21 protein-coding genes are annotated in these 18,826 nt (G+C 67.8%); 8 read left to right on the top strand and 13 right to left on the bottom strand.

Annotation, left to right across the window (positions count from 1 at the left end):
• Window positions 1–23 precede the first annotated feature (23 nt).
• The 4 genes from ABOZ73_RS13405 to ABOZ73_RS13420 all read right to left on the bottom strand — a co-directional run bounded on the left by ABOZ73_RS13405 (window position 24) and on the right by ABOZ73_RS13420 (window position 4,498).
• Entirely contained in the window at window positions 24–305 is a 282-nt protein-coding gene (locus tag ABOZ73_RS13405) for a DUF1153 domain-containing protein (protein ID WP_269716012.1), read from the bottom strand.
• A gap of 169 nt (window positions 306–474) precedes the next feature.
• Complete coding sequence (locus ABOZ73_RS13410) at window positions 475–1,941, bottom strand: flagellar hook-basal body complex protein (RefSeq protein ID WP_369058632.1); 1,467 nt, start codon at window positions 1,939–1,941, stop codon at window positions 475–477.
• A 99-nt stretch (window positions 1,942–2,040) separates the two neighbouring features.
• A complete protein-coding gene (locus ABOZ73_RS13415) occupies window positions 2,041–2,772 on the bottom strand; it encodes a flagellar hook assembly protein FlgD (protein WP_369058633.1) in 732 nt (243 codons plus the stop codon).
• 10 nt (window positions 2,773–2,782) lie between these two features.
• Entirely contained in the window at window positions 2,783–4,498 is a 1,716-nt protein-coding gene (locus ABOZ73_RS13420) for a flagellar hook-length control protein FliK (RefSeq protein ID WP_369058634.1), read from the bottom strand.
• A 387-nt stretch (window positions 4,499–4,885) separates the two neighbouring features.
• Between ABOZ73_RS13420 and flgK the strand changes: the two genes are divergently transcribed.
• Genes flgK through mnmA form a run of 3 tightly spaced genes read left to right on the top strand, consistent with a single transcriptional unit; the run spans window position 4,886 to window position 9,197 of the window.
• Complete coding sequence (gene flgK, locus ABOZ73_RS13425; protein WP_369058635.1) at window positions 4,886–7,000, top strand: flagellar hook-associated protein FlgK; 2,115 nt, start codon at window positions 4,886–4,888, stop codon at window positions 6,998–7,000.
• Between the two features lie 2 nt (window positions 7,001–7,002).
• Window positions 7,003–7,950: a flagellin gene (locus tag ABOZ73_RS13430; protein WP_369058636.1), complete on the top strand. Its 948-nt coding sequence runs from the start codon at window positions 7,003–7,005 to the stop codon at window positions 7,948–7,950.
• Between the two features lie 47 nt (window positions 7,951–7,997).
• Window positions 7,998–9,197 carry a tRNA 2-thiouridine(34) synthase MnmA gene (mnmA, locus tag ABOZ73_RS13435; RefSeq protein WP_369058637.1) on the top strand — a complete coding sequence of 400 codons (1,200 nt, stop codon included), beginning with the start codon at window positions 7,998–8,000 and terminating at the stop codon, window positions 9,195–9,197.
• Here the strand turns inward: mnmA and ABOZ73_RS13440 are convergent.
• Window positions 9,194–9,703 (bottom strand): winged helix-turn-helix transcriptional regulator, encoded by a 510-nt coding sequence (locus ABOZ73_RS13440; RefSeq protein WP_369058638.1) that lies wholly within the window; start codon window positions 9,701–9,703, stop codon window positions 9,194–9,196. The genes mnmA and ABOZ73_RS13440 overlap by 4 nt on opposite strands.
• Window positions 9,704–9,937: 234 nt before the next feature.
• Here ABOZ73_RS13440 and ABOZ73_RS13445 point away from each other — a divergent pair, with 234 nt between their 5' ends.
• Window positions 9,938–11,122: an acetyl-CoA C-acyltransferase gene (locus tag ABOZ73_RS13445; RefSeq protein WP_369058639.1), complete on the top strand. Its 1,185-nt coding sequence runs from the start codon at window positions 9,938–9,940 to the stop codon at window positions 11,120–11,122.
• A 44-nt stretch (window positions 11,123–11,166) separates the two neighbouring features.
• On the top strand, window positions 11,167–11,439 hold the full coding sequence (locus ABOZ73_RS13450; RefSeq protein WP_369058640.1) for a GNAT family N-acetyltransferase: 273 nt from the start codon (window positions 11,167–11,169) through the stop codon (window positions 11,437–11,439).
• Window positions 11,440–11,490: 51 nt separating this feature from the next.
• Here the strand turns inward: ABOZ73_RS13450 and ABOZ73_RS13455 are convergent, their stop codons facing one another.
• Together ABOZ73_RS13455 and ABOZ73_RS13460 are read right to left on the bottom strand one after the other, a co-directional pair.
• Entirely contained in the window at window positions 11,491–11,778 is a 288-nt protein-coding gene (locus ABOZ73_RS13455) for a hypothetical protein (protein ID WP_369058641.1), read from the bottom strand.
• A 184-nt stretch (window positions 11,779–11,962) separates the two neighbouring features.
• Window positions 11,963–12,484, bottom strand: coding sequence for a DUF3617 domain-containing protein (locus ABOZ73_RS13460; RefSeq protein ID WP_369058642.1), 522 nt, complete (start codon window positions 12,482–12,484; stop codon window positions 11,963–11,965).
• Between the two features lie 139 nt (window positions 12,485–12,623).
• Here ABOZ73_RS13460 and ABOZ73_RS13465 point away from each other — a divergent pair, with 139 nt between their 5' ends.
• Together ABOZ73_RS13465 and ABOZ73_RS13470 are read left to right on the top strand one after the other, a co-directional pair.
• Entirely contained in the window at window positions 12,624–12,905 is a 282-nt protein-coding gene (locus ABOZ73_RS13465; protein WP_369058643.1) for a type II toxin-antitoxin system RelE/ParE family toxin, read from the top strand.
• Window positions 12,880–13,197, top strand: coding sequence for a HigA family addiction module antitoxin (locus tag ABOZ73_RS13470; RefSeq protein ID WP_369058644.1), 318 nt, complete (start codon window positions 12,880–12,882; stop codon window positions 13,195–13,197). Before ABOZ73_RS13465 ends, ABOZ73_RS13470 begins: the two co-directional genes overlap by 26 nt.
• Before the next feature lie 3 nt (window positions 13,198–13,200).
• Here ABOZ73_RS13470 and cobS read toward each other — a convergent pair whose 3' ends face one another.
• Together cobS and ABOZ73_RS13480 are read right to left on the bottom strand one after the other, a co-directional pair.
• Window positions 13,201–14,211 (bottom strand): cobaltochelatase subunit CobS, encoded by a 1,011-nt coding sequence (gene cobS / locus ABOZ73_RS13475; protein ID WP_369058645.1) that lies wholly within the window; start codon window positions 14,209–14,211, stop codon window positions 13,201–13,203.
• A 76-nt stretch (window positions 14,212–14,287) separates the two neighbouring features.
• Entirely contained in the window at window positions 14,288–14,932 is a 645-nt protein-coding gene (locus tag ABOZ73_RS13480; protein ID WP_369058646.1) for a J domain-containing protein, read from the bottom strand.
• 59 nt (window positions 14,933–14,991) lie between these two features.
• On the opposite strand from ABOZ73_RS13480, the gene ABOZ73_RS13485 reads away from it, so the two are divergent.
• Window positions 14,992–15,264, top strand: a complete 273-nt coding sequence (locus ABOZ73_RS13485; RefSeq protein WP_369058647.1) for a BolA family protein — start codon at window positions 14,992–14,994, stop codon at window positions 15,262–15,264.
• On the opposite strand, the gene ABOZ73_RS13490 is transcribed toward ABOZ73_RS13485, so the two are convergent.
• The 4 genes from ABOZ73_RS13490 to ABOZ73_RS13505 form a co-directional block, all read right to left on the bottom strand.
• A complete protein-coding gene (locus tag ABOZ73_RS13490; RefSeq protein WP_369058648.1) occupies window positions 15,261–15,647 on the bottom strand; it encodes a response regulator in 387 nt (128 codons plus the stop codon). The genes ABOZ73_RS13485 and ABOZ73_RS13490 overlap by 4 nt on opposite strands.
• 210 nt (window positions 15,648–15,857) lie before the next feature.
• Window positions 15,858–17,144, bottom strand: coding sequence for an HlyC/CorC family transporter (locus ABOZ73_RS13495; RefSeq protein ID WP_369058649.1), 1,287 nt, complete (start codon window positions 17,142–17,144; stop codon window positions 15,858–15,860).
• Window positions 17,141–18,259, bottom strand: coding sequence for a 3-dehydroquinate synthase (gene aroB, locus ABOZ73_RS13500; RefSeq protein ID WP_369058650.1), 1,119 nt, complete (start codon window positions 18,257–18,259; stop codon window positions 17,141–17,143). Before aroB ends, ABOZ73_RS13495 begins: the two co-directional genes overlap by 4 nt.
• On the bottom strand, window positions 18,256–18,798 hold the full coding sequence (locus ABOZ73_RS13505; protein ID WP_369058652.1) for a shikimate kinase: 543 nt from the start codon (window positions 18,796–18,798) through the stop codon (window positions 18,256–18,258). Before ABOZ73_RS13505 ends, aroB begins: the two co-directional genes overlap by 4 nt.
• Between the last annotated feature and the right edge of the window lie 28 nt (window positions 18,799–18,826).

Genomic DNA, 18,826 nt, shown 5'->3' on the forward strand with positions numbered 1-18,826 from the left:
AGTTCAGCCCTGTTAAGGGATGACTAGCGGTACTGCTGCAGCCGCGTCGTGCGCAGGCCGGCGAGGCCATGGCGTTCGATCGACTTCTGCCAACCGGCGAACTCTTCGCTGGTGAGGCGGTAGCGCTCGCAGGCGTCCTCCAAGGAGAGGAGGCCGCCGCGGACGGCCGCGACGACTTCCGCCTTGCGGCGGATCACCCAGCGCTCGGTCGCGGCCGGCGGCAGGTCCGACAGCGTCAGAGGCGCGCCGGTCGGACCGATCACGTACTTCTCGCCGCGGCTATTGATGCGTTGCTCTTGCAGCATCGGTTCCTACGCCCTTCTCAACATCACAATCTAGAACCGACCATACGCATCGGGCGATAACAGCGACTTAATTCCGATAGTAAAAATTTCACTAATACGGAACGCTGTGTTTGTGTTCTCTATTGTGTCGAGGTGAAACACTCTAATTAAAGCCGGTTAAAGAGAGTAATTACCTCTTAATGTTCAAGAGTTGCTCGAGCATTTCGTCGGCAGTGGTGATGATCTTTGATGCCGCGGAGTAGGCGCGTTGCGTGGTGATCAGGCCGGTGAACTCAGTGGAGAGGTCCACGGTCGACGCTTCCAGAGTTGAAGGGTCGATCTCACCAGCCCCGCCGGCCCCGGGAGCCTTCAGGGTGTAGGTGCCGCTCTCGCGGGACACTTGGTAAGCGTTGCCGTTTTGCGAGATCAGGGCGTCGGGGTTCGAGAAGGTGGCGATGGCGACCTGAGCCAGGCGGCGGGTGGTGCCGTTCTCGTAGATGGCGGTGACGTAGCCTTCCTTGTCGATCTGCACGTCGGCGAGAACGCCGAACGGCGTGCCGTTAGCCGAGATGTTCTGCGCTTCCGACAGGCTGGAGAACTGGGTCAGGCCGCCGGGGGCCGTCGTCAGGTCGATTTGGATGGTCTGCTCGGCGATGCCGAGGGCCGTGGCCCACTTGGGGTTGGTGACCGCGTCAGAGGCGCCGATGGTGAGGGTGGGCGGGTTGCCGCCGCCGGCCGTCGGGAACAGGTCGCCCAACGTCGGATCCGCAGTGCTGATGGTGCCGTCCGGATTGAAGTTGACCGTACCGGCGGCGATCTTGCCGAGGTTCGGTGAGCCGCCGTCGTCGATGACCGACGGGTCGCCATAGACTTCCACCACCCATTCATTGGCGTTGCCGCTACGCATGAAGGCCATGGTGATGTTGCGCTGGCTCCCCTGGGAGTCCGAAACCGGGATGTTGATCTCGAAGTCGGGCTCCAGACCGGTCGTGCCTCCAGAGGCATGCCATTCGGCCATCTGGTTACGCCCGAGGGCCGGGTCGAGGTTGTAGTTCGCTTCGCTCGGATCGTAGATTCCGTCGGCGTTGGCGTCGGTCCAGAAGGTCGTGCTGGGCTGCTGGTTGCTCAGATTGGCGCTGATCGCCACGCGGGTGGTGGCCTCCGCCGTGCCGCCGGTGCCGGAGACGTTGATGGTGTCCAGCTGGCTGAGGTCCGACGGATCGGTGGTGATTTCGCCGGTCAGGTTGTCGGCGAGCCAGCCTTGCAGGTAGAGGCCGGCGTCGTTGCGCAGGTAGCCCAGGTCGTCGATCACGAAGGCGCCGGCGCGCGTGAACAGGCGCTGGTCGGTCGGCAGGACGTTTTCCGGCTTGGTGGTGGTGACGAAGAAGCCCGAACCGCTGATCGCCAGATCGAGGTTCGAGGAGGTCCCCATGTGGTTGCCCTCCTGGCGCACGTACTTGTGCGTGATCGCCTTCAGGCCCCCGGCCGAGTAGTTCGAGGCCTTGGAGCTGGAGGTGACCAGCGAGGAGAAGTTGGCCGTCGTGCGCTTGTAGCCGACGGTGTTGACGTTCGCGATGTTGTCGGAGATCGCGGCGAGAGCCGACGAATTCGCAACCAGGCCGGAAACGCCGGCGAGCATGGCGCTGTTGATGCTCATCTCAATGGTCCTTCAGGATGACTTTGGTCTTCCAGCGCTGTTTGCGGTTGCGGCCGGGGCCGCGCCGGCGCCGTTCTGGCGCCCGTGTGGATGTTGGGATCAGGCCGCCGCTTTTTCGGCGTCCGGATCCGGCTTCGGTGTTTCTGCAGCCGTCTTGACGCCGATGATGGAGCTCATCGGCAGCTTGACGCCGTTGACGGTGACCATCGCCTGACCGCCTTCGATGGCGACGGCGGTGGCCGTGCCGGTCATGTCGGTCGAGGCGTTGATGGCGCCGCCGGAGAAGTCCATGGCCTTGACGCGCATCGTGTAGGACGCGCCCTTCTTGGCCATCTGCTTGGTTCCGTCCTCGGCGGTGCTGAGGACGCCGTCCCAGGTGTAGTCGTGGACGCCCTTGGCGCTGTCCTTGGCGTCCAGCTCGACGGTCTTCACGACCGCGCCGTTGGCGTTGAGGATCTCCAGCTTCACGTACTTGGCCGAGCTCGGCAGGTCGTAGCTCCACTTGGCCTTGCCATCGTCGCCGATCTTCTGGACCGCGTTCTCGGCCGTGACCGTCTTGCCCAGCAGGTTGGAGGCTTCGTTCAGGCCGCCGTCGTTCATGCCGACCAGGGCGGTCAGCAGGTCGTTGGTCATCAGCTGCTGCTCGACGCCGACCATCTGAACGGTCTGGGTCACGAACTGGGTAGAATCCACCGGGGCCAGGGGATCCTGGTTCTTCAGCTGCGTGGTCAGCAGGGCCAGGAACGTTTCCTGGCTGCCGGCCAGGGTGTTCCGCGAATTGGCCTGGCGGCTGGCCAGTGAGGTGCCGTTGCCGGCGACGGCGTCTACCATGGTCCTAATCCTAGATCCGGACATCCACCCCGCTGGCGCGGGAAGCGCGCCAGTCGAGAGCGGGATTGGAAAGGGGGGGCTCGTCCTCGCTCGACATCGCCGCCTGGAAGGCGCGCCCGTTCCAGGCCGGTTGGCGATCGTCGCTGAAGGCTTGCTGTTGAGCCCAGGTGTTGGAGTTGGCGCCCTGGTCGGCCAGGTCGAAGGTCAGGGCGTCCTGCGCCAGCTCGAAGCCGGCCTGTTGCAGGGCGTCGCGAAGCTCGCCCGACCGGGCCCTCAACTCGGCGGCGGCCTGCGGCTTTTCGAACGACATGGCGGCTGAGACGCGGCCGTCGCGGCCGATCTCCAGCTTCACGTTCACACGGCCCAGGTCCACGGGATCCAGGGCGATGTCGAAGCGCGTGACCTTGTTCTCCAGCTTCTTGGCGATCTGGGCAGAGAGCTGGGCGACGGTCTCGGGCGAGCCGCGCACCTGGGCTGCGGCGTCGGCACGGGCAGTCTCGCCCGTCCCGGAGGCGGTCGACGACGGGGCGGCGGCGTTGGCGGTCTCCACGGTCGGCTCGGCGGTTTCGGCCGCGGCGGTCATGGCCGCTTCGACCTGGGCGGCGACGCTCGAGGGTTTGTCCGCCTCGATGGCGAAGGGCTTCTTCTCCGCCGTGGAGGGGCTGTCCTTGCCGGCGACGGCTGACTTGGCGGCGACCGTGATCGGGCCGGCGGGCGGTTGCGCCAGCTCGGAGCCTTCGTTGTCCAGGCGGCGGCCCCGCAGGCTCTCGCCCGCCGGCTGGGCCGGGGCGGCGACCCGCGGGGCGGGCGCCGCAACGGCCGCCTGCTGGGCCACGGTCGCGGTGGCGGGCGTCGGCGCGGCGGGGGCGGCCTCTTCCACCGTAGCGGTCGGCGCGGCGTCGACCGGAGCCGGGACCTCAGGAGCGTCCACCGGGGCGGCGGCGGGCTGAGCGATGGCGGGGGCGGGCTTCTCGGCGGCCGGCGTCTTGGTCGCCTGGACCGACGCCTTCACCTGTGCGGGCGCGGCTTCTTCCTGAGTGGCGGTAGCCGTGACGGCGACGGCCGGGGCCTGCTCACCGGTCGGGGCTTCTTCGGCCATCTCGGTCTGTGCCGCGGGCTCGGCGCGTGGAGCCGTCCGGGCGGGCGCGGCGGGCGCGGCCGTGGAAGGCTTGGGGGGCGTCTCCAAAGCCGGTTTGGCTTCGGTCTTGGCGGTCGGCGCCGCGACTGCCGGCGCGGCGGCTTCAGACGGCGCGGCTTCAGGTTGAGCGACCGTGGACGCCTCGGCCTGCGACGCGGGCGTGGCGGGCGTCTCGGTCGCCGCAGCATCGGCCATCACCGGGGCGAAAGCTTGTCGCGTCGCTTGTTCACCGGCCTCCGCGACGGCGGCGACAGCCGGCGCGGCGGTGGGCAGGGCGGGAGCCGCGGCCTGGCCTTCGACGATGACCGGAGTCTGCGGCGTGGTCTGCGGAACCAGCAGCGCCGCCATCACGGCGGCGGCGGCGTCGGTCGGCGCGCCAACCAGCGGGTCCGCGACGACCTCGCTCGCCGCAGGGGCGGCGTCTTCGCCAGGCGTCGTCGCGCCGGGCTCGCCGGGCGTGGCGCCCAGCTGCGCCATCAGGGCCAGGACCAGATCGAAGCCCGCGCCTACGCCAGACGCAGCCTGCCCGCCGCCCTGCTGGGCTGCGGTCGCGGCGCCTGGGGCGGCTGCGGAAACGGCGTCTGTCATCGGCTTTGGGGCCTTCAGGTTCCGGATGGCGCGCAATGCGCCGGTTCTTCGGAACCCGCTCAGCAAGGGCCGGGCCAAGTTTTTGGCTGAGAGCTAAGTTGCTGACTAAGAAGGGGAAATTTTGGAGCAGTCCGCGAAGTTTGACCGTTGTGTGGCCATTTTTGCCGGGAGATCGAGGCTGTCCGCCACGGACCTCGGCGAACCCTGCCCAGCATGGTTAACGAACTGGCGCCGCTTTTGCGTGGGGTCTCGCGCGGTCGATGATCGGTCGCGAAGAATATGTTGGAAATCAACAGGATGCCTGTGATCAGCGCCCGCACCCTTCCTGCGCCCCGGCAGTTTTCGCCGTGCATGGAACGTCGCGCGCCCGGTCGGGAGCGCTAGGTCATGTCGCTGAATACGGTTCTATCGACGGCGACTTCGGGGCTGATGGCGGCCCAGACCGGCCTGCGGGTGGTCTCCGACAACGTCGCCAACATCAACACCCCCGGGTACACCCGAAAGGTCGTCGCCCAGGAGAACCGCATCTCGGCCGGGATGGGGATCGGGGTCGACGTCACCGAGGTCAAGCGCGTCGCCGACCGCTTCCTTCAGGCCGCCAGCCTGCGCGCGTCGTCGGACTCGGCCAGCGCCTCGGCCATCGCCGACATCCTCGACAACGCCCAGTCGATGTTCGGGGACCCCAGCTCGTCCACCTCATTCTTCGCGCAACTGAACAACGTGTTCTCCGCCTTCTCGGCGGCGGCGGATGATCCGTCCTCGGCCCTGCGCCGTTCCAGCGCGGTGTCGACCATGGAGAGCTTCCTGGGCGAGGCCAGCCGCATCGGCGCTTCCCTGGCGAACCTGAGCAAGACCACGGACTCCCGCATCGCTGCCAATGTCGATCGGGTCAACGACCTGCTGTCTCAGATCGACAGCCTGAACCACGACATCATGTCGGTGAAGATGACCGGCGGGGATTCCACCGGCTCTGAAAACATCCAGAGCAAGCTGGTCGACGAGCTGGCGAACCTGATGAACGTCAAGGTGTCGCCGCGCGATACAGGCGGCGTCGATGTTCGCACGACCGAGGGCGTGGTCCTGGCCGGATCGGTGCTCGCCAAGCTGAGCTATCATCGCTCGGACAGCGGCAACAGCTACATCACCAGCGAAACGGTGGGAGTTCCCAACTCGTCGACCCGCTTCACCATGACGGGCGGCGAGATCCACGGCCTGATGAGCCTGCGCAATGTCGAGCTTGGCGGCATCGCCGACCAGTTGGGCGAAATGGTCTCCCGCGCGGCGGAACAGATCAACGCCGCCGCCAACGCCTCGTCGTCCGTGCCGGCCCCCGCCAGCCTGACAGGCCGCAACACCGGCTTCGGGACGGACATCAATACCGCGATCACCGGCTTCACCGGGATCACCAATATCGCGATCACCGATGAGAACGGCGTGGTGCAGCGCCACGTCCAGATCGACTTCGACAACGACACCATGGCCATTGACGGTGTGGCGACGGGCTTCGCCGACGCCACCTTCGCCGCCGATCTGGATGCGGCCCTGGCAGGCTTCGGCGCGGCGAGCTTCACGGGCGGCCGGCTGAAGATCGAGGCGACCAACCCCAACCAGGGTGTTTCGCTCATTGATGACGCGGCAAACCCGTCGAGCAAGGCCGGCAAGGGTTTCAGCGCTTTCTTCGGGCTGAACGACCTTATCCGCGGCACCGGCATCTCCACGTACGAGACGGGGATGACGGGAACCAGCGATCACGGCTTTGGCGCGGGCGAGCAGATCAGCTTCCGCCTGACCGACCAGAACAATCAGCTGATCCGCGACGTGACCGTCACCGTGCCCGCCGGCGGCTCGATGGACGATCTGCTGGCGGAGCTGAACGCCAATGGAACGGGCCTTGGCCTGCACGGCGCGTTCGCCTTGAACCAATATGGCGAACTGGGCTTCACCCCCCGGCAGGCGGGGGTGACCCTTTCGGTGACCGGTGACGGGACCCAACGTGGGGGCGGCGGTCCGACCATGAGCCAGTTCTTCGGCCTGGGCGCCGCGGAGCGTGGAAATCGCGGCAGCCGCTATTTCGTCGATCCGGCGATCGTCAGTGATCCGGCCCGCCTGCCGTTCGCCCAACTGAATCTGGGCGCGGCGGCGGGCGAGGCCGCTCTGGTGATCGGTGACGGCCGAGGGGCCTTGCTGCTGGCCAAGGCGGGCGACGCTCCTGGGCATTTCTCGGCGGCGGGCGGCATGGGCGCGACGAGCGGCAGCCTCAGCGCCTTCTTCTCCGAAGTCAGCGGCTCCATCGCCCGCAAGGCCGACACAGCGGCCTCCCGCCAGGCTTCGGCGGATTCGGTGAAGCTCGAGGCCGACGCTCGCCGTCAGTCCGTCGAGGGGGTGAACCTCGACGAGGAGCTGATCAGCATGACCACCTACCAGCAGGCCTACAACGCCTCCTCGCGCCTGATCCAGGCGGCCAAGGAGATGTTGGATCAGCTGCTCAACCTGGTGAACTAGCCATGACGCGCATCTCCACCGCCGGCAATTACAGCTCGATGCTGACCAACCTGTCCCGGGCGCAGGTCGAGCAGGCCAAATGGGGGGACCAAATCTCCACCAAGCAGGTCGCCACCGACTTGAAGGGCTTCGCCAAGAACGCCGAGTACATCACGGCGCTGAAGAACGTGCAGAGCAAGGTTGGGGCTTTCCTCGAGCAGAACACCCTGCTGACCGACAAGTTGGGCATGCAGGACGTGGCCCTGAGCCGGGCCGCCGACACCGCTCAGAACATCCGCACCGCCGTCACGGAAGCCGTCGCCGCGGGCAACGCCGACACCCTGATGGAGCAGCTGAGCAGCTACTTCGCCGATGCGGTGTCGGCGATGAACACCCAGCACCAGGGCCAGTTCCTGTTCGCGGGCGGCAAGATCGACACCCAGCCGATCACGGCTACGGCGTTGGCCGATCTGGTGCCGCCGCTGCCGGCGACGCCGGGGGAGCTGTCGGATCACATCGCGGCCCTGTTCTCGAACGACAAGTTCACGGCCCAGATCCGTCTGAACGAGACGGCGACGGTCAATCCGTCCTTCCACGCCGACACCCTCGGCACGCCGCTGTTCACGGTGCTGCAGAACATCACCGCCTATGTGCAGGAGAACGGCGAGTTCTCCGGTGGCCTGACCCAAGAGCAAAGCGACTTCCTGAAGTCGCAGCTGACCCTGCTGGACGGCGCGCGGAAGGGGCTGATCGACGAGACCGCCCGCAACGGCATGCTGCAGAACCGCGTGGAGCAGGCGGCAGGCGTCCTGAAGGAGCGCGAAAGCGGCATGGAGGTCATGATCGGCGGGGTGGTCGACGCCGACTACGCCGCCGCTTCGGTGCGGCTGAACATCGCAAAGCTGTCGCTGGAAGGCTCGGCCCGCGTGTTCTCCATGCTGTCCGGCTCGTCCATCCTCGACGTGCTGTAGAGGCCTGACCCTCGCAATCGGGGCTTCGCGCCGCTAAATAGCGGCCAATGACCTTTTGCGAACTCGCCAAGCCCGCCCTCAAGCCCGTCAGCAGCCTTTCGGCCGCCGCGGTCGAGGCCGCGCGCGCCGCGGTCGGCCTGCCCGAGGGGACGCGCGTGGTCGCGGCCATGTCCGGGGGCGTGGACTCCACCGTCACCGCCGCCCTGCTGAAGGCGGCCGGCTATGACGTGGTGGGCGTGACCCTGCAGCTCTACGACCACGGCGCGGCGGTCCAGAAGAAGGGCGCCTGCTGCGCCGGCCAGGACATTCTGGACGCTCGCACGGCGGCGGACTCCATCGGCATCCCGCATTACGTCCTCGACTACGAGAGCCGCTTCAAGCAGCAGGTGATCGAGGATTTCGCCGACGCCTACCTGCGCGGCGAGACGCCGATCCCCTGTGTCCGCTGCAACCAGACGGTCAAGTTCCGCGACCTGCTGGACGTGGCGCGTGACCTGGGCGCGGCGGCCATGGCCACTGGCCACTACGTGCAGCGCTCAATGGACGACGAGCCGCAGCTGCGCCGCGCGGTCGATCCGGCGCGGGACCAGTCCTACTTCCTGTTCGCCACCACGCGCGAGCAGCTCGACTTCCTGCGCTTCCCGCTAGGCGGTCTGCACAAGCCGGACGTGCGCCGGGTGGCCGAGGAGCTGGGCCTGTCGGTGGCCGACAAGCCGGACAGCCAGGACATCTGCTTCGTGCCCGAGGGCAAGTACACCACGGTCATCGACCGCCTGCGCCCGCACGGCGCGGAAGCGGGCGACATCGTGCACTTGGACGGTCGGGTGCTGGGCCGGCACGAGGGCGTGACCCGCTACACCATCGGTCAGCGCCGGGGCCTGAACATCGCCGTGGGCGATCCCCTGTTCGTGGTCCGCATCGACGCCGACGCCCGCCAGGTGATCGTCGGCCCGCGCGAGGCCCTGCTGACCACGGCCCTGACCCTGAAGGAAGGCAACTGGCTCGGCGACCAGCCGACGCTGGCGGCCGCCTGCGCCGAAGGGCAGACGGTGCTGGCCCGCGTCCGCTCGACCCGCGAGCCGGTGCCGGGCCGCCTGACGATGATCGACGGGGTTCCGGCCGTGGCGCTGGACATCGCCGAAGAGGGCGTGGCGCCGGGGCAGGCCTGCGTGCTCTACGATCCGGCGGACGTGTCGCGCGTGCTCGGCGGCGGCTTCATCGCCGGGGCCGTGCGGCTGAACGGCTAGGAGGCTTCCGCCTCGGCTTCCAGCAGGTCCTGCTCGGCGAGGGCCTCGCCGACCGTGCGGCTTTCGGCGTTCTCGACCATGCGCAGGGAGCGCGGCTCGACGGATTCGCCGCAGTCAATGCAGATCAGGCCGGGCCGCAGCTTGCAGCCGCAGGGCTCATGCAGGAAGTGCAGGGGGCCCTTCTCGCCATAGACGTGCCGGTCGCCCCAGTCGCTGAGGGTGATCAGCACCGGGCGCAGGTCCTTGCCCTTTTCCGTCAGGCGATATTCGAAGCGGGGCGGGTGTTCGCTGTAGCGGCGCTTTTCGAGCACCCCATGGGCGACGAGGGTCTTCAGGCGCGCGGCCAGCACGTTGCGGGCGACGCCCAGACCTTCCTGCCATTGGTCGAACCGGCGCACGCCGCGAAACGCGTCCCGAAGGATCAGCAGCGTCCACGGATCGCCTACCACTTCCAGCGTGGCGGCGACGGAACAGCGCTCCTTGGAGTAGTCGGCGGTACGGCCCATCGCGCGAGGGTGACCGTTTCCCTGGCGGAAGGCAAGAGGGTTGCGTTTGCGAACCGTAGTAGTAAGTTCCTAATTGCAACTCAGTTCCGGCGCGTCGTTTCAATCCACCCTTTCGGCGCGTTCCGGGTGAGAGGCATTTCCGGTGACTCGGCCGGGCTCCCTCGGGGCCCGGCCGCTCTTTTCCCAGGCTGCGGGAGGGGCTAAGTCCTTCGCCAAGCAGAGGAAACAGCAACAATGAACTCCGATCCCGTCGTCATCGCCTCTTACGCCCGCACGCCGATGGGCGGTTTCCAGGGCGCGCTGTCCGGCGCCAAGGCGACCGAACTGGGCGCCGTGGCGGTGAAGGCCGCCTTGGAGCGCGCGGGCCTCGCGGCTGACAAGGTCGAGCAGATCGTCATGGGCTGCGTGCTGCCGGCAGGGCTTGGTCAGGCGCCGGCGCGCCAGGCGGCTCTCGGCGCGGGCCTGCCCAAGTCGGTCGAGGCGACCACGGTCAACAAGATGTGCGGCAGCGGCCTGCAGGCGGCGATCATGGCGCATGACGCCCTTCTGGCCGGCACGGCGCAGGTCATCGTCGCCGGCGGCATGGAGAGCATGACCAACGCCCCCTACCTGCTGGCCAAGCATCGCGGCGGGGCCCGCATCGGCCACGACCGTATCTCGGACAGCATGTACCTGGACGGTCTGGAAGACGCCTATGAGCCCGGCCGCCTGATGGGCAGCTTCGCCGAGGAGGCCGCCGCCGCCTATCAGTTCACCCGCGAGGACCAGGACGCCTACGCCATCGAGAGCCTGGCCCGCGCCCGCAAGGCGGTGGAGGGCGGCGCCTTCGCCCGTGAGATCGCGCCGGTCACGGTCTCCGGCCGCAAGGGCGACGTCGTGGTCGACCAGGACGAGCAGCCGCTGAAGGCCGATCCGGCCAAGATCCCGACCCTGCGTCCGGCCTTCTCCCGGGACGGCACGATCACCGCCGCCAACGCCAGTTCGATCAGCGACGGGGCCGCCGCCCTGGTCCTGACCCGCGCCAGCGTGGCCGAGGCGCTGGGCCTGCCGGTGGTCGCCCGCGTCGCGGCCCATGCCGCCCATGCGCATGAGCCGGGCCTGTTCACCACGGCGCCCGTGCCCGCGATGCAGAAGGCGCTGGCCAAGGCCGGCTGGTCGGCGGCGGATGTCGATCTATGGGAAGTGAACGAGGCCTTCGCCGTGGTCGCCATGATCGCACAGCGTGAACTGGGTATCGATCGCGACAAGCTGAACGTCAACGGCGGCGCCTGCGCCCTGGGCCACCCCATCGGCGCGTCCGGCGCGCGCATCGTGGCCACCCTGCTGGCGACGCTGGAAGCGCGCGGCGCCAGCAAGGGCATGGCGTCCCTGTGCATCGGCGGCGGCGAAGCCGTGGCCATGGCGGTGGAGCGCGTCTGATCCTGCCGCGTTAGCAAGCGGCGGACACAGAGGAGACCAGAGCGATGGCCGAGACCTTCACCAACAACGCCGAAGCCGGGCGTTTCGAACTCGATGTGGATGGGAAGCTGGCCTGGGCCGACTACCGTCGCCGCGAGGGCGTCCTGGTCATTCCGCACGTCGAGGCGGACATGGCGCTGCGGGGCACGGGGGCGGCGGATCGTCTGATGCGTCAGGTGGCCGGGGCGGTGAAGGCCGACGGTGTGCGAATAGTTCCGACCTGCGGCTATGCTCACGCCTGGCTGCGGCGGCACGAGCCCGATCTGATCGCGAACTGAGAGGCGAGAGGGCGGCGTCGGCGCCGCCCTTCACGATCTCGCCTTCAGTCTTTAGCGGCTGTTGCGCGCCAAGATCGCGTCCAGCGCCTGGACCCGCACGCCGGTTTCGTCCGCCAGGCGCTTGGCCAGTTCGCGGGCGCCGACGGGATAGGCTTCGCCGCCGTCGGCGATCTCTTCCGAGATCTTGGCCACCTGCGTCATGGCGTTCTCGAGGGCCGAAAGGTGCTCGCGGGCGACGGCCCGGGCTTCGGCCTGAAGGCGCATGACGCGCTGGCTGATGGTCTCCGCCGCGGTCGAGCGCGGCGCAATGTCGGTGACGACGGCAAGCGATGCGGACATGGGTGCAATCCCCTTGTGGATATGGGTTGGAACACGCCGTCCGGGCTGCGGGGAGGCCGCCTGGAAGCAACGCACTCACGGTTGAGATAAGCGCTGCGGTCTTCGAAAGTTCCGCGACCTAGGATTGACGAGATGCGGCTGTGGCGCCTTGGACGCAGGCCGCCCGTTTTGGCCGGATCGTCGCTCAGCGCCGCAAGGCCGCGTCCTCGACCAGCCCGGGCGGCTGGCCGGGAGGGCAGGGGCCTTCATGACGCCCTTCGCTGATCAGGGTCATCACGCGGGGCGCTCGATCGGGCGCCAGCAGGCTGAGGGTCATCTCGGCGCGCATGCGGGTGCGGAAGTCTCCGGTGAAGCGGGCGCGCATCAGGGTCTCGCCGCCATCTCGTGCGCAGCGGGCGGTGACCACATAGGCGCCGCGATGGCTGGTCATGGCCAAGCCGGGACAGCGGATCTGCGCCTCGCCCATGCTCTGCGCCAGGCTGTGGTCCTGGCCGATGCACTGGACCAGGGTTTCAGGCGGATGGTTGTCCGTGCGTGTGACGGTGCGCCAAAGGCCCGGGCGAAGCCGCGGCAGTTCCTCGGGCTTCACCACGCGGCCGGGCTGCTGGGGATTGGAGCGGTCAGGCTTCTGGGAGCAGGCGTTGGGCGCCAGGCCGATGAGCCCCGCCAGCACGAGCGTCCGAGCGGCGGGCGCGATGCGGCGCATGACGGGCTCCAGGGTAAGCGGGGCGAACGACCGCCACAGCCCTAAAGGTCTGTCCTCACACTGCTATTCAGATCGTGCTCAAGCGGCGCGTGGACGGCGCAAAGTTCCTAACGTATAACGTTATGCGTTATGATTTTGCATGATCCGCAGTTTCCGTGACCGCGAGGCAGAGCGCGTATGGACAGGCGAGCGATCGCGTCGGCTGCCCGGCGATATTCAGGCCGTCGCGCTTCGAAAGCTGCGCCTGATAAACGCGGCTCGCATACTGGAAGACTTGCGGGCGCCGCCTGGAAACCGACTGGAGGCCCTGTCCGGTGATCGCGCGGGTCTTCATTCGATCAGGATCAATCAACAGTGGCGGATCTGCTTCCGCTGGCGTGAAGGAGAGGCCGAGGATGTCGAAATCTGCGACTACCACTGAAGCCGAGCGCCTGCCCAATCCCACGCCGGGGGACATCCTCATGGAGGAGTTCCTGGCGCCGCTGGACATGAGCCAGACCGCGCTCGCCAAGGCGCTGGGCGTGCCGCCGCGCCGCATCAACGAGATCATTCTCGGCAAGCGCGCGGTCACCGCCGACACGGACCTGCGGCTATGCCGCTACTGGGGCCTGAGCGAGGGTTTCTTCCTCAGCCTGCAGATGGAACACGACCTCCTGGCTCAACGCCGAAAGATTGGCGCCGAGCTGGAGAAGATCGTTCCGAGGGCGGCTTAAGCCCTAGGCCACCCGAACCCGCGCGGCGCTTTCCGGCAGGTCCTGGCCGAAGGCGCGCTGGAAAAACTCGGCAACGGTGGGGCGTTCGAGTTCGTCGCACTTGTTCAGGAAGGTCATGCGGAAGGCGGTGGCGATGTCGCCGCCGAAGATCTCGGCGTTCTGGGCCCAGGTGATCACCGTGCGCGGGCTCATGACCGTGGAGATGTCGCCGTTCATGAAGGCGTTGCGGGTCATGTCGGCCACGCGGACCATGGCGGCGATGGTCTGGCGGCCGTCGGCGGTGTCGTAGGACGGGTTCTTGGCGACCACGATGCCGGCCTCGACGTCGTGGTCGAGGTAGTTGAGCGTGGTGACGATCGACCAGCGGTCCATCTGGCCTTGGTTGATCTGCTGGGTGCCGTGATACAGCCCCGTGGTGTCGCCCAGGCCGATGGTGTTGGTGGTCGAGAACAGGCGGAAATACGGGTTGGCCCGGATGACGCGGTTCTGGTCCAGCAGGGTCAGCTTGCCGCCGGCTTCCAGGACGCGCTGGATGACGAACATCACGTCAGGACGGCCGGCGTCATACTCGTCGAACACCAGGGCGACGGGGCGCTGCAGCGACCAGGGCAGAATGCCCTCGCGGAATTCGGTGATCTGCTTGCCGTCCTTCAGGACGATGGCGTCCTTGCCGATTAGGTCGATCCGGCTGACGTGGCTGTCCAGGTTCACGCGAACCAGCGGCCAGTTCAGGCGGGCGGCGACCTGCTCGATGTGGGTCGACTTGCCCGTGCCGTGATAGCCCTGGACCATCACCCGACGGTCGTGGGCGAAGCCGGCGCAGATGGCCAGGGTCGTCTGCGGGTCGAACTTGTAGGCCGGATCGATCTCGGGCACGTGCGGGTCGCGATGCGAGAAGGCCGGGACCTTCATGTCGCTGTCAACGCCGAAGGCTTCGCGCACGGTCACCCACTTGTCGGGGACCAGGGTCAGCAGGGCGTCGGTGTTCGAGGCGGTGTCGGCGAATTCGGGCATGGTCTGCACTTAGAACCTATGGCTTCCAAGGAAAAGAGGGTCCGTGCGGACGCCTCTCTCCTGACCCAGCGTCAGCTTAGACCAGCTTGGCCTTCTGCAGGGTCTTGTAGGCCTTGATGACGCGCTGGAGCTTGTGTTCGGCCGAGCGGTCCCCGCCGTTGGCGTCCGGGTGGCAGCGCTTCAGCAGCTCTTTATAGCGAGCCTTGATGGCCGGGCCGTCGGCGGAGGCGTCCAGGTCGAGGTCAGCCAGGGCGCCCCGTTCCAGCTTGCCCAGATGTCGGCCGGCGGCCTCGGTGGCCTCGGCGCGGCGGCGGGCGGCGGCGAACACGCCGAAGGGATCGTTGAAGGCGCGCTTGTCGCGTGCTGCGGCGGCGGCGGCCTCCCGCGAACGGGAGTCGGCCTTGAACGACCAGGTGGGGCGGTCGCCCGTGGCGCGCGCCTCCATGTGGCGGCGCATTTCGCCCTCGCTCATGCCGGCGAAGAAGTCCCAGCGCTTGTTGTACTCGGCCGCGTGGGGCTGGCAGAACCAGTAGTGCTGGTCGGGCAGGTCACGCGACTTGGGGGACTTCGCCGTGGCGGCGGCGCGGCACCCGGCGTGGTCGCAGGCGCGCTCGCCCGGCTTCAGGCGCAGGACGTCTTCCTCGACGCGAACGGCCTCGTCCTCGCCCTGCTTGGGCGGGCGGACGCGGATGTCGATAAATTTCGGCCGGTACTCGAACATGGATTCAGTCTAGGTCGCACCTAAATACGTTCAAGAATTGACAAGCCGGGAGAGGCCATATGGGCGCCGTCACAGATACGATCCACGACAAGCTGACCAAGGCTTTCTCGCCGGTCCGGCTGGAGATCGTCGATGACTCCGATCGCCATAACGGTCACGCCGGCCATAGGGAAGGCGGCGAGAGCCACTTCAATGTAGTGATCGAGGCCGCCGCTTTCACCGGGGTGAACCGCGTTCAGCGGCAAAGAATGATCAACAGCGCCCTGGCCGAGGAGCTCGCAGGGCCCGTCCACGCCCTGTCGGTGAAGGTGCTGGCGCCCGGAGAGGCCTAGGAGCCCGCGGCCGCCTTGGCCGCGATGGTTTCCAGAACGCGCTTCAGGTCGCTTTCGCGGAAGGGCTTTTGCAGGACAGCGGCGCCCTTGTGGTCGTCGCTGATGCCCGCCTCGCCGTAGCCGCTGGCGAAGGCGTAGGGCACGCCGCGCTCGCGCAGGACATCGGCGACGGGAAAGATCGGGCGGCCGCCCAGGTTGACGTCCAGCAGGGCGGCGTCGATCTCGCCATCGCGGGCCAGGACCAGGGCTTCTTCCAGCTCGGCGGCCGGGCCGACGACCACGCAACCCAGATCGTCCAGCATGTCCTCGACAAGCATGGAGACCAGCGCCTCGTCCTCGACCACGAGGATGCGCAGGGATTTCAGGTCGACGGCTTGCGTCATTTAGAGCTCCAAAGCGCGTACGGATAATCGCCCCGCACCGCAGACTGACAGATCATAGTCCGGCGCAGTCGCGCCCGACAGTTTTCTTCCTAGTCCTTGTCACACGTGGCAAGTCTTGTCGCCTGAATGGCGACGCCTTCGCCCCAATATCGCCATACAACACGTCTGGGTGGCGCCACTGTCCGGCGCCCGACATAGGAACGCTGTTCCTTAGGTCGCGGCTTCGTCCAGGCGGGGGCTGACCCGCAGGGCTGTGATCTGGTTGCGCTGGCGGCGCAGGATCTGGAACCGGTGGCGGTGGAAGATGAAGGTCTGTCCCGGCTCGGGGATGGTCTGGGCCTCGTGGATCACCAGGCCGGCGATGGTCACCGCGTCGCCTTCCGGCAGGTCCCAGTCCATGGCGCGGTTAAGGTCGCGCACGGTGACGTGGCCGTCGACATTGACCGTGCCGTCAGGCTGGCGGCGCACGCCCTCAACCGCATCGTCATGCTCGTCGTCGATCTCGCCGACGATCTCCTCGAGGATGTCCTCCAGGGTCACCAGGCCCTGCAGCGCGCCGTACTCGTCGACCACCAGGGCGAAGTGACTGCGCCGCTTGAGGAAGGCGTTCAGCTGGTCCTTCAGGTTGGTGGTGTCGGGGATGAACCAGGGCTCGCGGGCGATGGCCGCGATGTCGAGGCCGTCCAGGCCGCCGTCCGCCTCGGCCATGGCCTTCAGCAGGTCCTTGCCGTGCAGGACGCCGACGATGTTCTCGGTCTCGCCGCGATAGAGCGGCAGGCGCGAATGGGCGTTGTCCAGGGCCTGGGCCACCAGCTGGCGGGCTGGCAGGTCGATGTCGAGCATGACCATGGACTTGCGGTGGACCATGACCTCGGAGACGTCCATCTCCGACAGGTCCAGCACCCCGCCCAGCATGCGCCGGTCGCGGCCCTCCACCAGGCCTTCGGAGTGGTGGTACTCCACCGCCCCGCGGATCTCCTCGTGGGCGGCGAGGACGTCGGTCTCCATCGACAGGTTGATGCCGAAGGGCTTGAGGGTCTGGCGGACGATCCACTGGGCGCCGCGCGCCACGGGGCCGAAGATCTTCACCACGATCACGGTCGGGATCGACATGGCGCGGGCCACGTCGTCGGCGCGGGCGATGGCCAGGGTCTTGGGCAGGATCTCGGAGAAGACGACGATCAGCACCGTCATCACCGCCGTCGCCATCAGGGCGCCGATGGGGCCGGGGAAGGCCACGGCCAGCACGCTGGTGGTCAGGGCCGAGGCGCCGATGTTGATGACGTTGTTGGAGAGCAGGATCGCGCCGATCATCTGCTCCTGGTCGGTGTTCAGTCTGTTGACCCGCGCGGCGGCCTTGTCGCCGTCGCGCTCCAGCTGGTGCATGCGGCCCCGGCTGGCCGCGGTCATCGAGGTCTCGGCCGCCGAGATCAGGCCCGACATGGCCAGCAGCACCGCCAGGGACGGCGCCAGACCCGCCAGGATCGCCCAGATCATGGCAGGGCGCCTTCAGACAGCAGGAACGCGCGCACGGCCGCCGCGTCGACGCCCTTGGCGGTGACCGCGTCGCCCAGGGCGCGCGTCAGAATGAAGGTCAGCTTGCCGCCCTCGGCTTTCTTGTCCTGTCCCATGTGGGCCAGAAGCGCGTCGGCGGCGAAGGGTTCCGCGCGTACCTGGGCCGGGGTCGTCGGCAGGCCGACGGCGGCGATGGCGGCCTCCGCGCGGGCGGCGTCCTGGGCGGAGCACATCCCCTGGCGGGCGGAGAAGCGGAAGGCCTGGGCCATGCCCACGGCTACCGCCTCGCCATGCTTCAGAGCGTCGCCGAAACCCATCTCGCCCTCCAGGGCGTGACCGAAGGTGTGGCCGAGATTCAGCAGGGCGCGACGGCCGGCTTCCTTCTCGTCCTCTGCGACGATCTCGGCCTTCATCTCGACCGAGCGGGCGACAGCGTGCAGCAGGGCCTCCGGCTCCCGCGCCAGGACCTTAGGGCCGTTGGCTTCCAACCATTCGAAGAAGGCGAAGTCGCCCAGCAGGCCGTACTTGATCACCTCGGCATAGCCGCAGGCCATTTCGCGGTCGGGCAGGGTGGCCAGGACGTCCAGATCCGCCAGCACCAGGCGCGGCTGGTGGAAGGCGCCGATCAGGTTCTTGCCGCGCGGGGTGTCGATGGCTGTCTTGCCGCCCACCGAGCTGTCCACCTGGGCCAGCAGGGTGGTGGGAATCTGGATGAAGTCGATGCCACGCTTGTAGATCGACGCCGCGAAGCCGGTCAGGTCGCCGACAACGCCGCCGCCGAAGGCGATGATCATGTCGCCCCGGTCGAGGCTGAGGGCCAGCAGCTGGTCGCTGACCTGGGCCAGGCCTTCCCAGCTTTTCGATTCTTCGCCAGGCGGGACCAGGATCATGTCCACGGCGATCCCAGCCTTCTCCAGGGCGGCGGACAGTCGCTCTCCGTGATGCTCGGCCACGTCGGCGTCGGCGACGATGGCGGTGCGCTTGCGCTTTAGCAGCGGGGCGATGCGCTCGCCGGCCGTGTCGATCAGGCCGGGGCCGACGACCACGTCATAGGCGCGATCGCCCAGGCCGACAGGAATGGTGCGGATCTTGGTCATGCGTCTGCTTCGTGAGCGGCAAGGGCGGCGAGCACCTGGTCGACGGCCACCTGATGCGGCGTGTCGGCGGTCTCCACCACGATGTCGGCCTCGGCGTAGAGGGGGTAACGGACCTCGGCCAGCTGCGTCAGGACCTCCAGCGGATCGCGGTTGCGCAGAAGGGGACGGCTGTCCTTGCGTCCGACGCGGCGGGCCAGGATGTCGAGATCGGCCTTCAGCCAGATCGAGGTCGCCCGGCCCTTGATCAGTTCGCGGGTTTTGGGATCGACGAACGCGCCGCCGCCGGTGGCCAGAACATGGACCGGCTCGTCCAGCAGGCGGGCGATCACCCGGCGCTCCCCGTCGCGGAAGGCGGCCTCGCCCATGTCGGCGAAGATTTCCGGAATGCTGCGGCCCGCGGCGGCCTCCACCTCGTTGTCGGCGTCCTTGAACGGCAGGCCGAGCGCGTAGGCCAGGCGACGGCCGACGCTGGATTTGCCCACGCCCATGAGGCCGACGAGCACGATGGTTCGGGTGGGAGGGGCGGGGGTTGCGATCATGGTGGTGCTTGGAAACAACCGCTTACAC

The organism is Caulobacter sp. 73W, from assembly GCF_041021955.1.
GTDB lineage: Bacteria > Pseudomonadota > Alphaproteobacteria > Caulobacterales > Caulobacteraceae > Caulobacter.

Excerpts from the sequence above, each read along its gene's own strand:
- ABOZ73_RS13450 (WP_369058640.1), top strand. The coding sequence starts at position 11,167 with ATGGCCGAGACCTTCACCAACAACGCCGAAGCCGGGCGTTTCGAACTC.
- ABOZ73_RS13465 (WP_369058643.1), top strand. The coding sequence starts at position 12,624 with ATGATCCGCAGTTTCCGTGACCGCGAGGCAGAGCGCGTATGGACAGGC.
- ABOZ73_RS13420 (WP_369058634.1), bottom strand. The coding sequence starts at position 4,498 with ATGACAGACGCCGTTTCCGCAGCCGCCCCAGGCGCCGCGACCGCAGCC.
- ABOZ73_RS13490 (WP_369058648.1), bottom strand. The coding sequence starts at position 15,647 with ATGACGCAAGCCGTCGACCTGAAATCCCTGCGCATCCTCGTGGTCGAG.
- ABOZ73_RS13430 (WP_369058636.1), top strand. The coding sequence starts at position 7,003 with ATGACGCGCATCTCCACCGCCGGCAATTACAGCTCGATGCTGACCAAC.
- aroB (WP_369058650.1), bottom strand. The coding sequence starts at position 18,259 with ATGACCAAGATCCGCACCATTCCTGTCGGCCTGGGCGATCGCGCCTAT.
- ABOZ73_RS13415 (WP_369058633.1), bottom strand. The coding sequence starts at position 2,772 with ATGGTAGACGCCGTCGCCGGCAACGGCACCTCACTGGCCAGCCGCCAG.
- mnmA (WP_369058637.1), top strand. The coding sequence starts at position 7,998 with ATGACCTTTTGCGAACTCGCCAAGCCCGCCCTCAAGCCCGTCAGCAGC.
- ABOZ73_RS13460 (WP_369058642.1), bottom strand. The coding sequence starts at position 12,484 with ATGCGCCGCATCGCGCCCGCCGCTCGGACGCTCGTGCTGGCGGGGCTC.
- ABOZ73_RS13495 (WP_369058649.1), bottom strand. The coding sequence starts at position 17,144 with ATGATCTGGGCGATCCTGGCGGGTCTGGCGCCGTCCCTGGCGGTGCTG.
- cobS (WP_369058645.1), bottom strand. The coding sequence starts at position 14,211 with ATGCCCGAATTCGCCGACACCGCCTCGAACACCGACGCCCTGCTGACC.
- ABOZ73_RS13405 (WP_269716012.1), bottom strand. The coding sequence starts at position 305 with ATGCTGCAAGAGCAACGCATCAATAGCCGCGGCGAGAAGTACGTGATC.
- ABOZ73_RS13445 (WP_369058639.1), top strand. The coding sequence starts at position 9,938 with ATGAACTCCGATCCCGTCGTCATCGCCTCTTACGCCCGCACGCCGATG.
- ABOZ73_RS13410 (WP_369058632.1), bottom strand. The coding sequence starts at position 1,941 with ATGAGCATCAACAGCGCCATGCTCGCCGGCGTTTCCGGCCTGGTTGCG.
- ABOZ73_RS13440 (WP_369058638.1), bottom strand. The coding sequence starts at position 9,703 with ATGGGCCGTACCGCCGACTACTCCAAGGAGCGCTGTTCCGTCGCCGCC.
- ABOZ73_RS13455 (WP_369058641.1), bottom strand. The coding sequence starts at position 11,778 with ATGTCCGCATCGCTTGCCGTCGTCACCGACATTGCGCCGCGCTCGACC.
- ABOZ73_RS13470 (WP_369058644.1), top strand. The coding sequence starts at position 12,880 with ATGTCGAAATCTGCGACTACCACTGAAGCCGAGCGCCTGCCCAATCCC.
- ABOZ73_RS13505 (WP_369058652.1), bottom strand. The coding sequence starts at position 18,798 with ATGATCGCAACCCCCGCCCCTCCCACCCGAACCATCGTGCTCGTCGGC.
- ABOZ73_RS13485 (WP_369058647.1), top strand. The coding sequence starts at position 14,992 with ATGGGCGCCGTCACAGATACGATCCACGACAAGCTGACCAAGGCTTTC.
- ABOZ73_RS13480 (WP_369058646.1), bottom strand. The coding sequence starts at position 14,932 with ATGTTCGAGTACCGGCCGAAATTTATCGACATCCGCGTCCGCCCGCCC.
- flgK (WP_369058635.1), top strand. The coding sequence starts at position 4,886 with ATGTCGCTGAATACGGTTCTATCGACGGCGACTTCGGGGCTGATGGCG.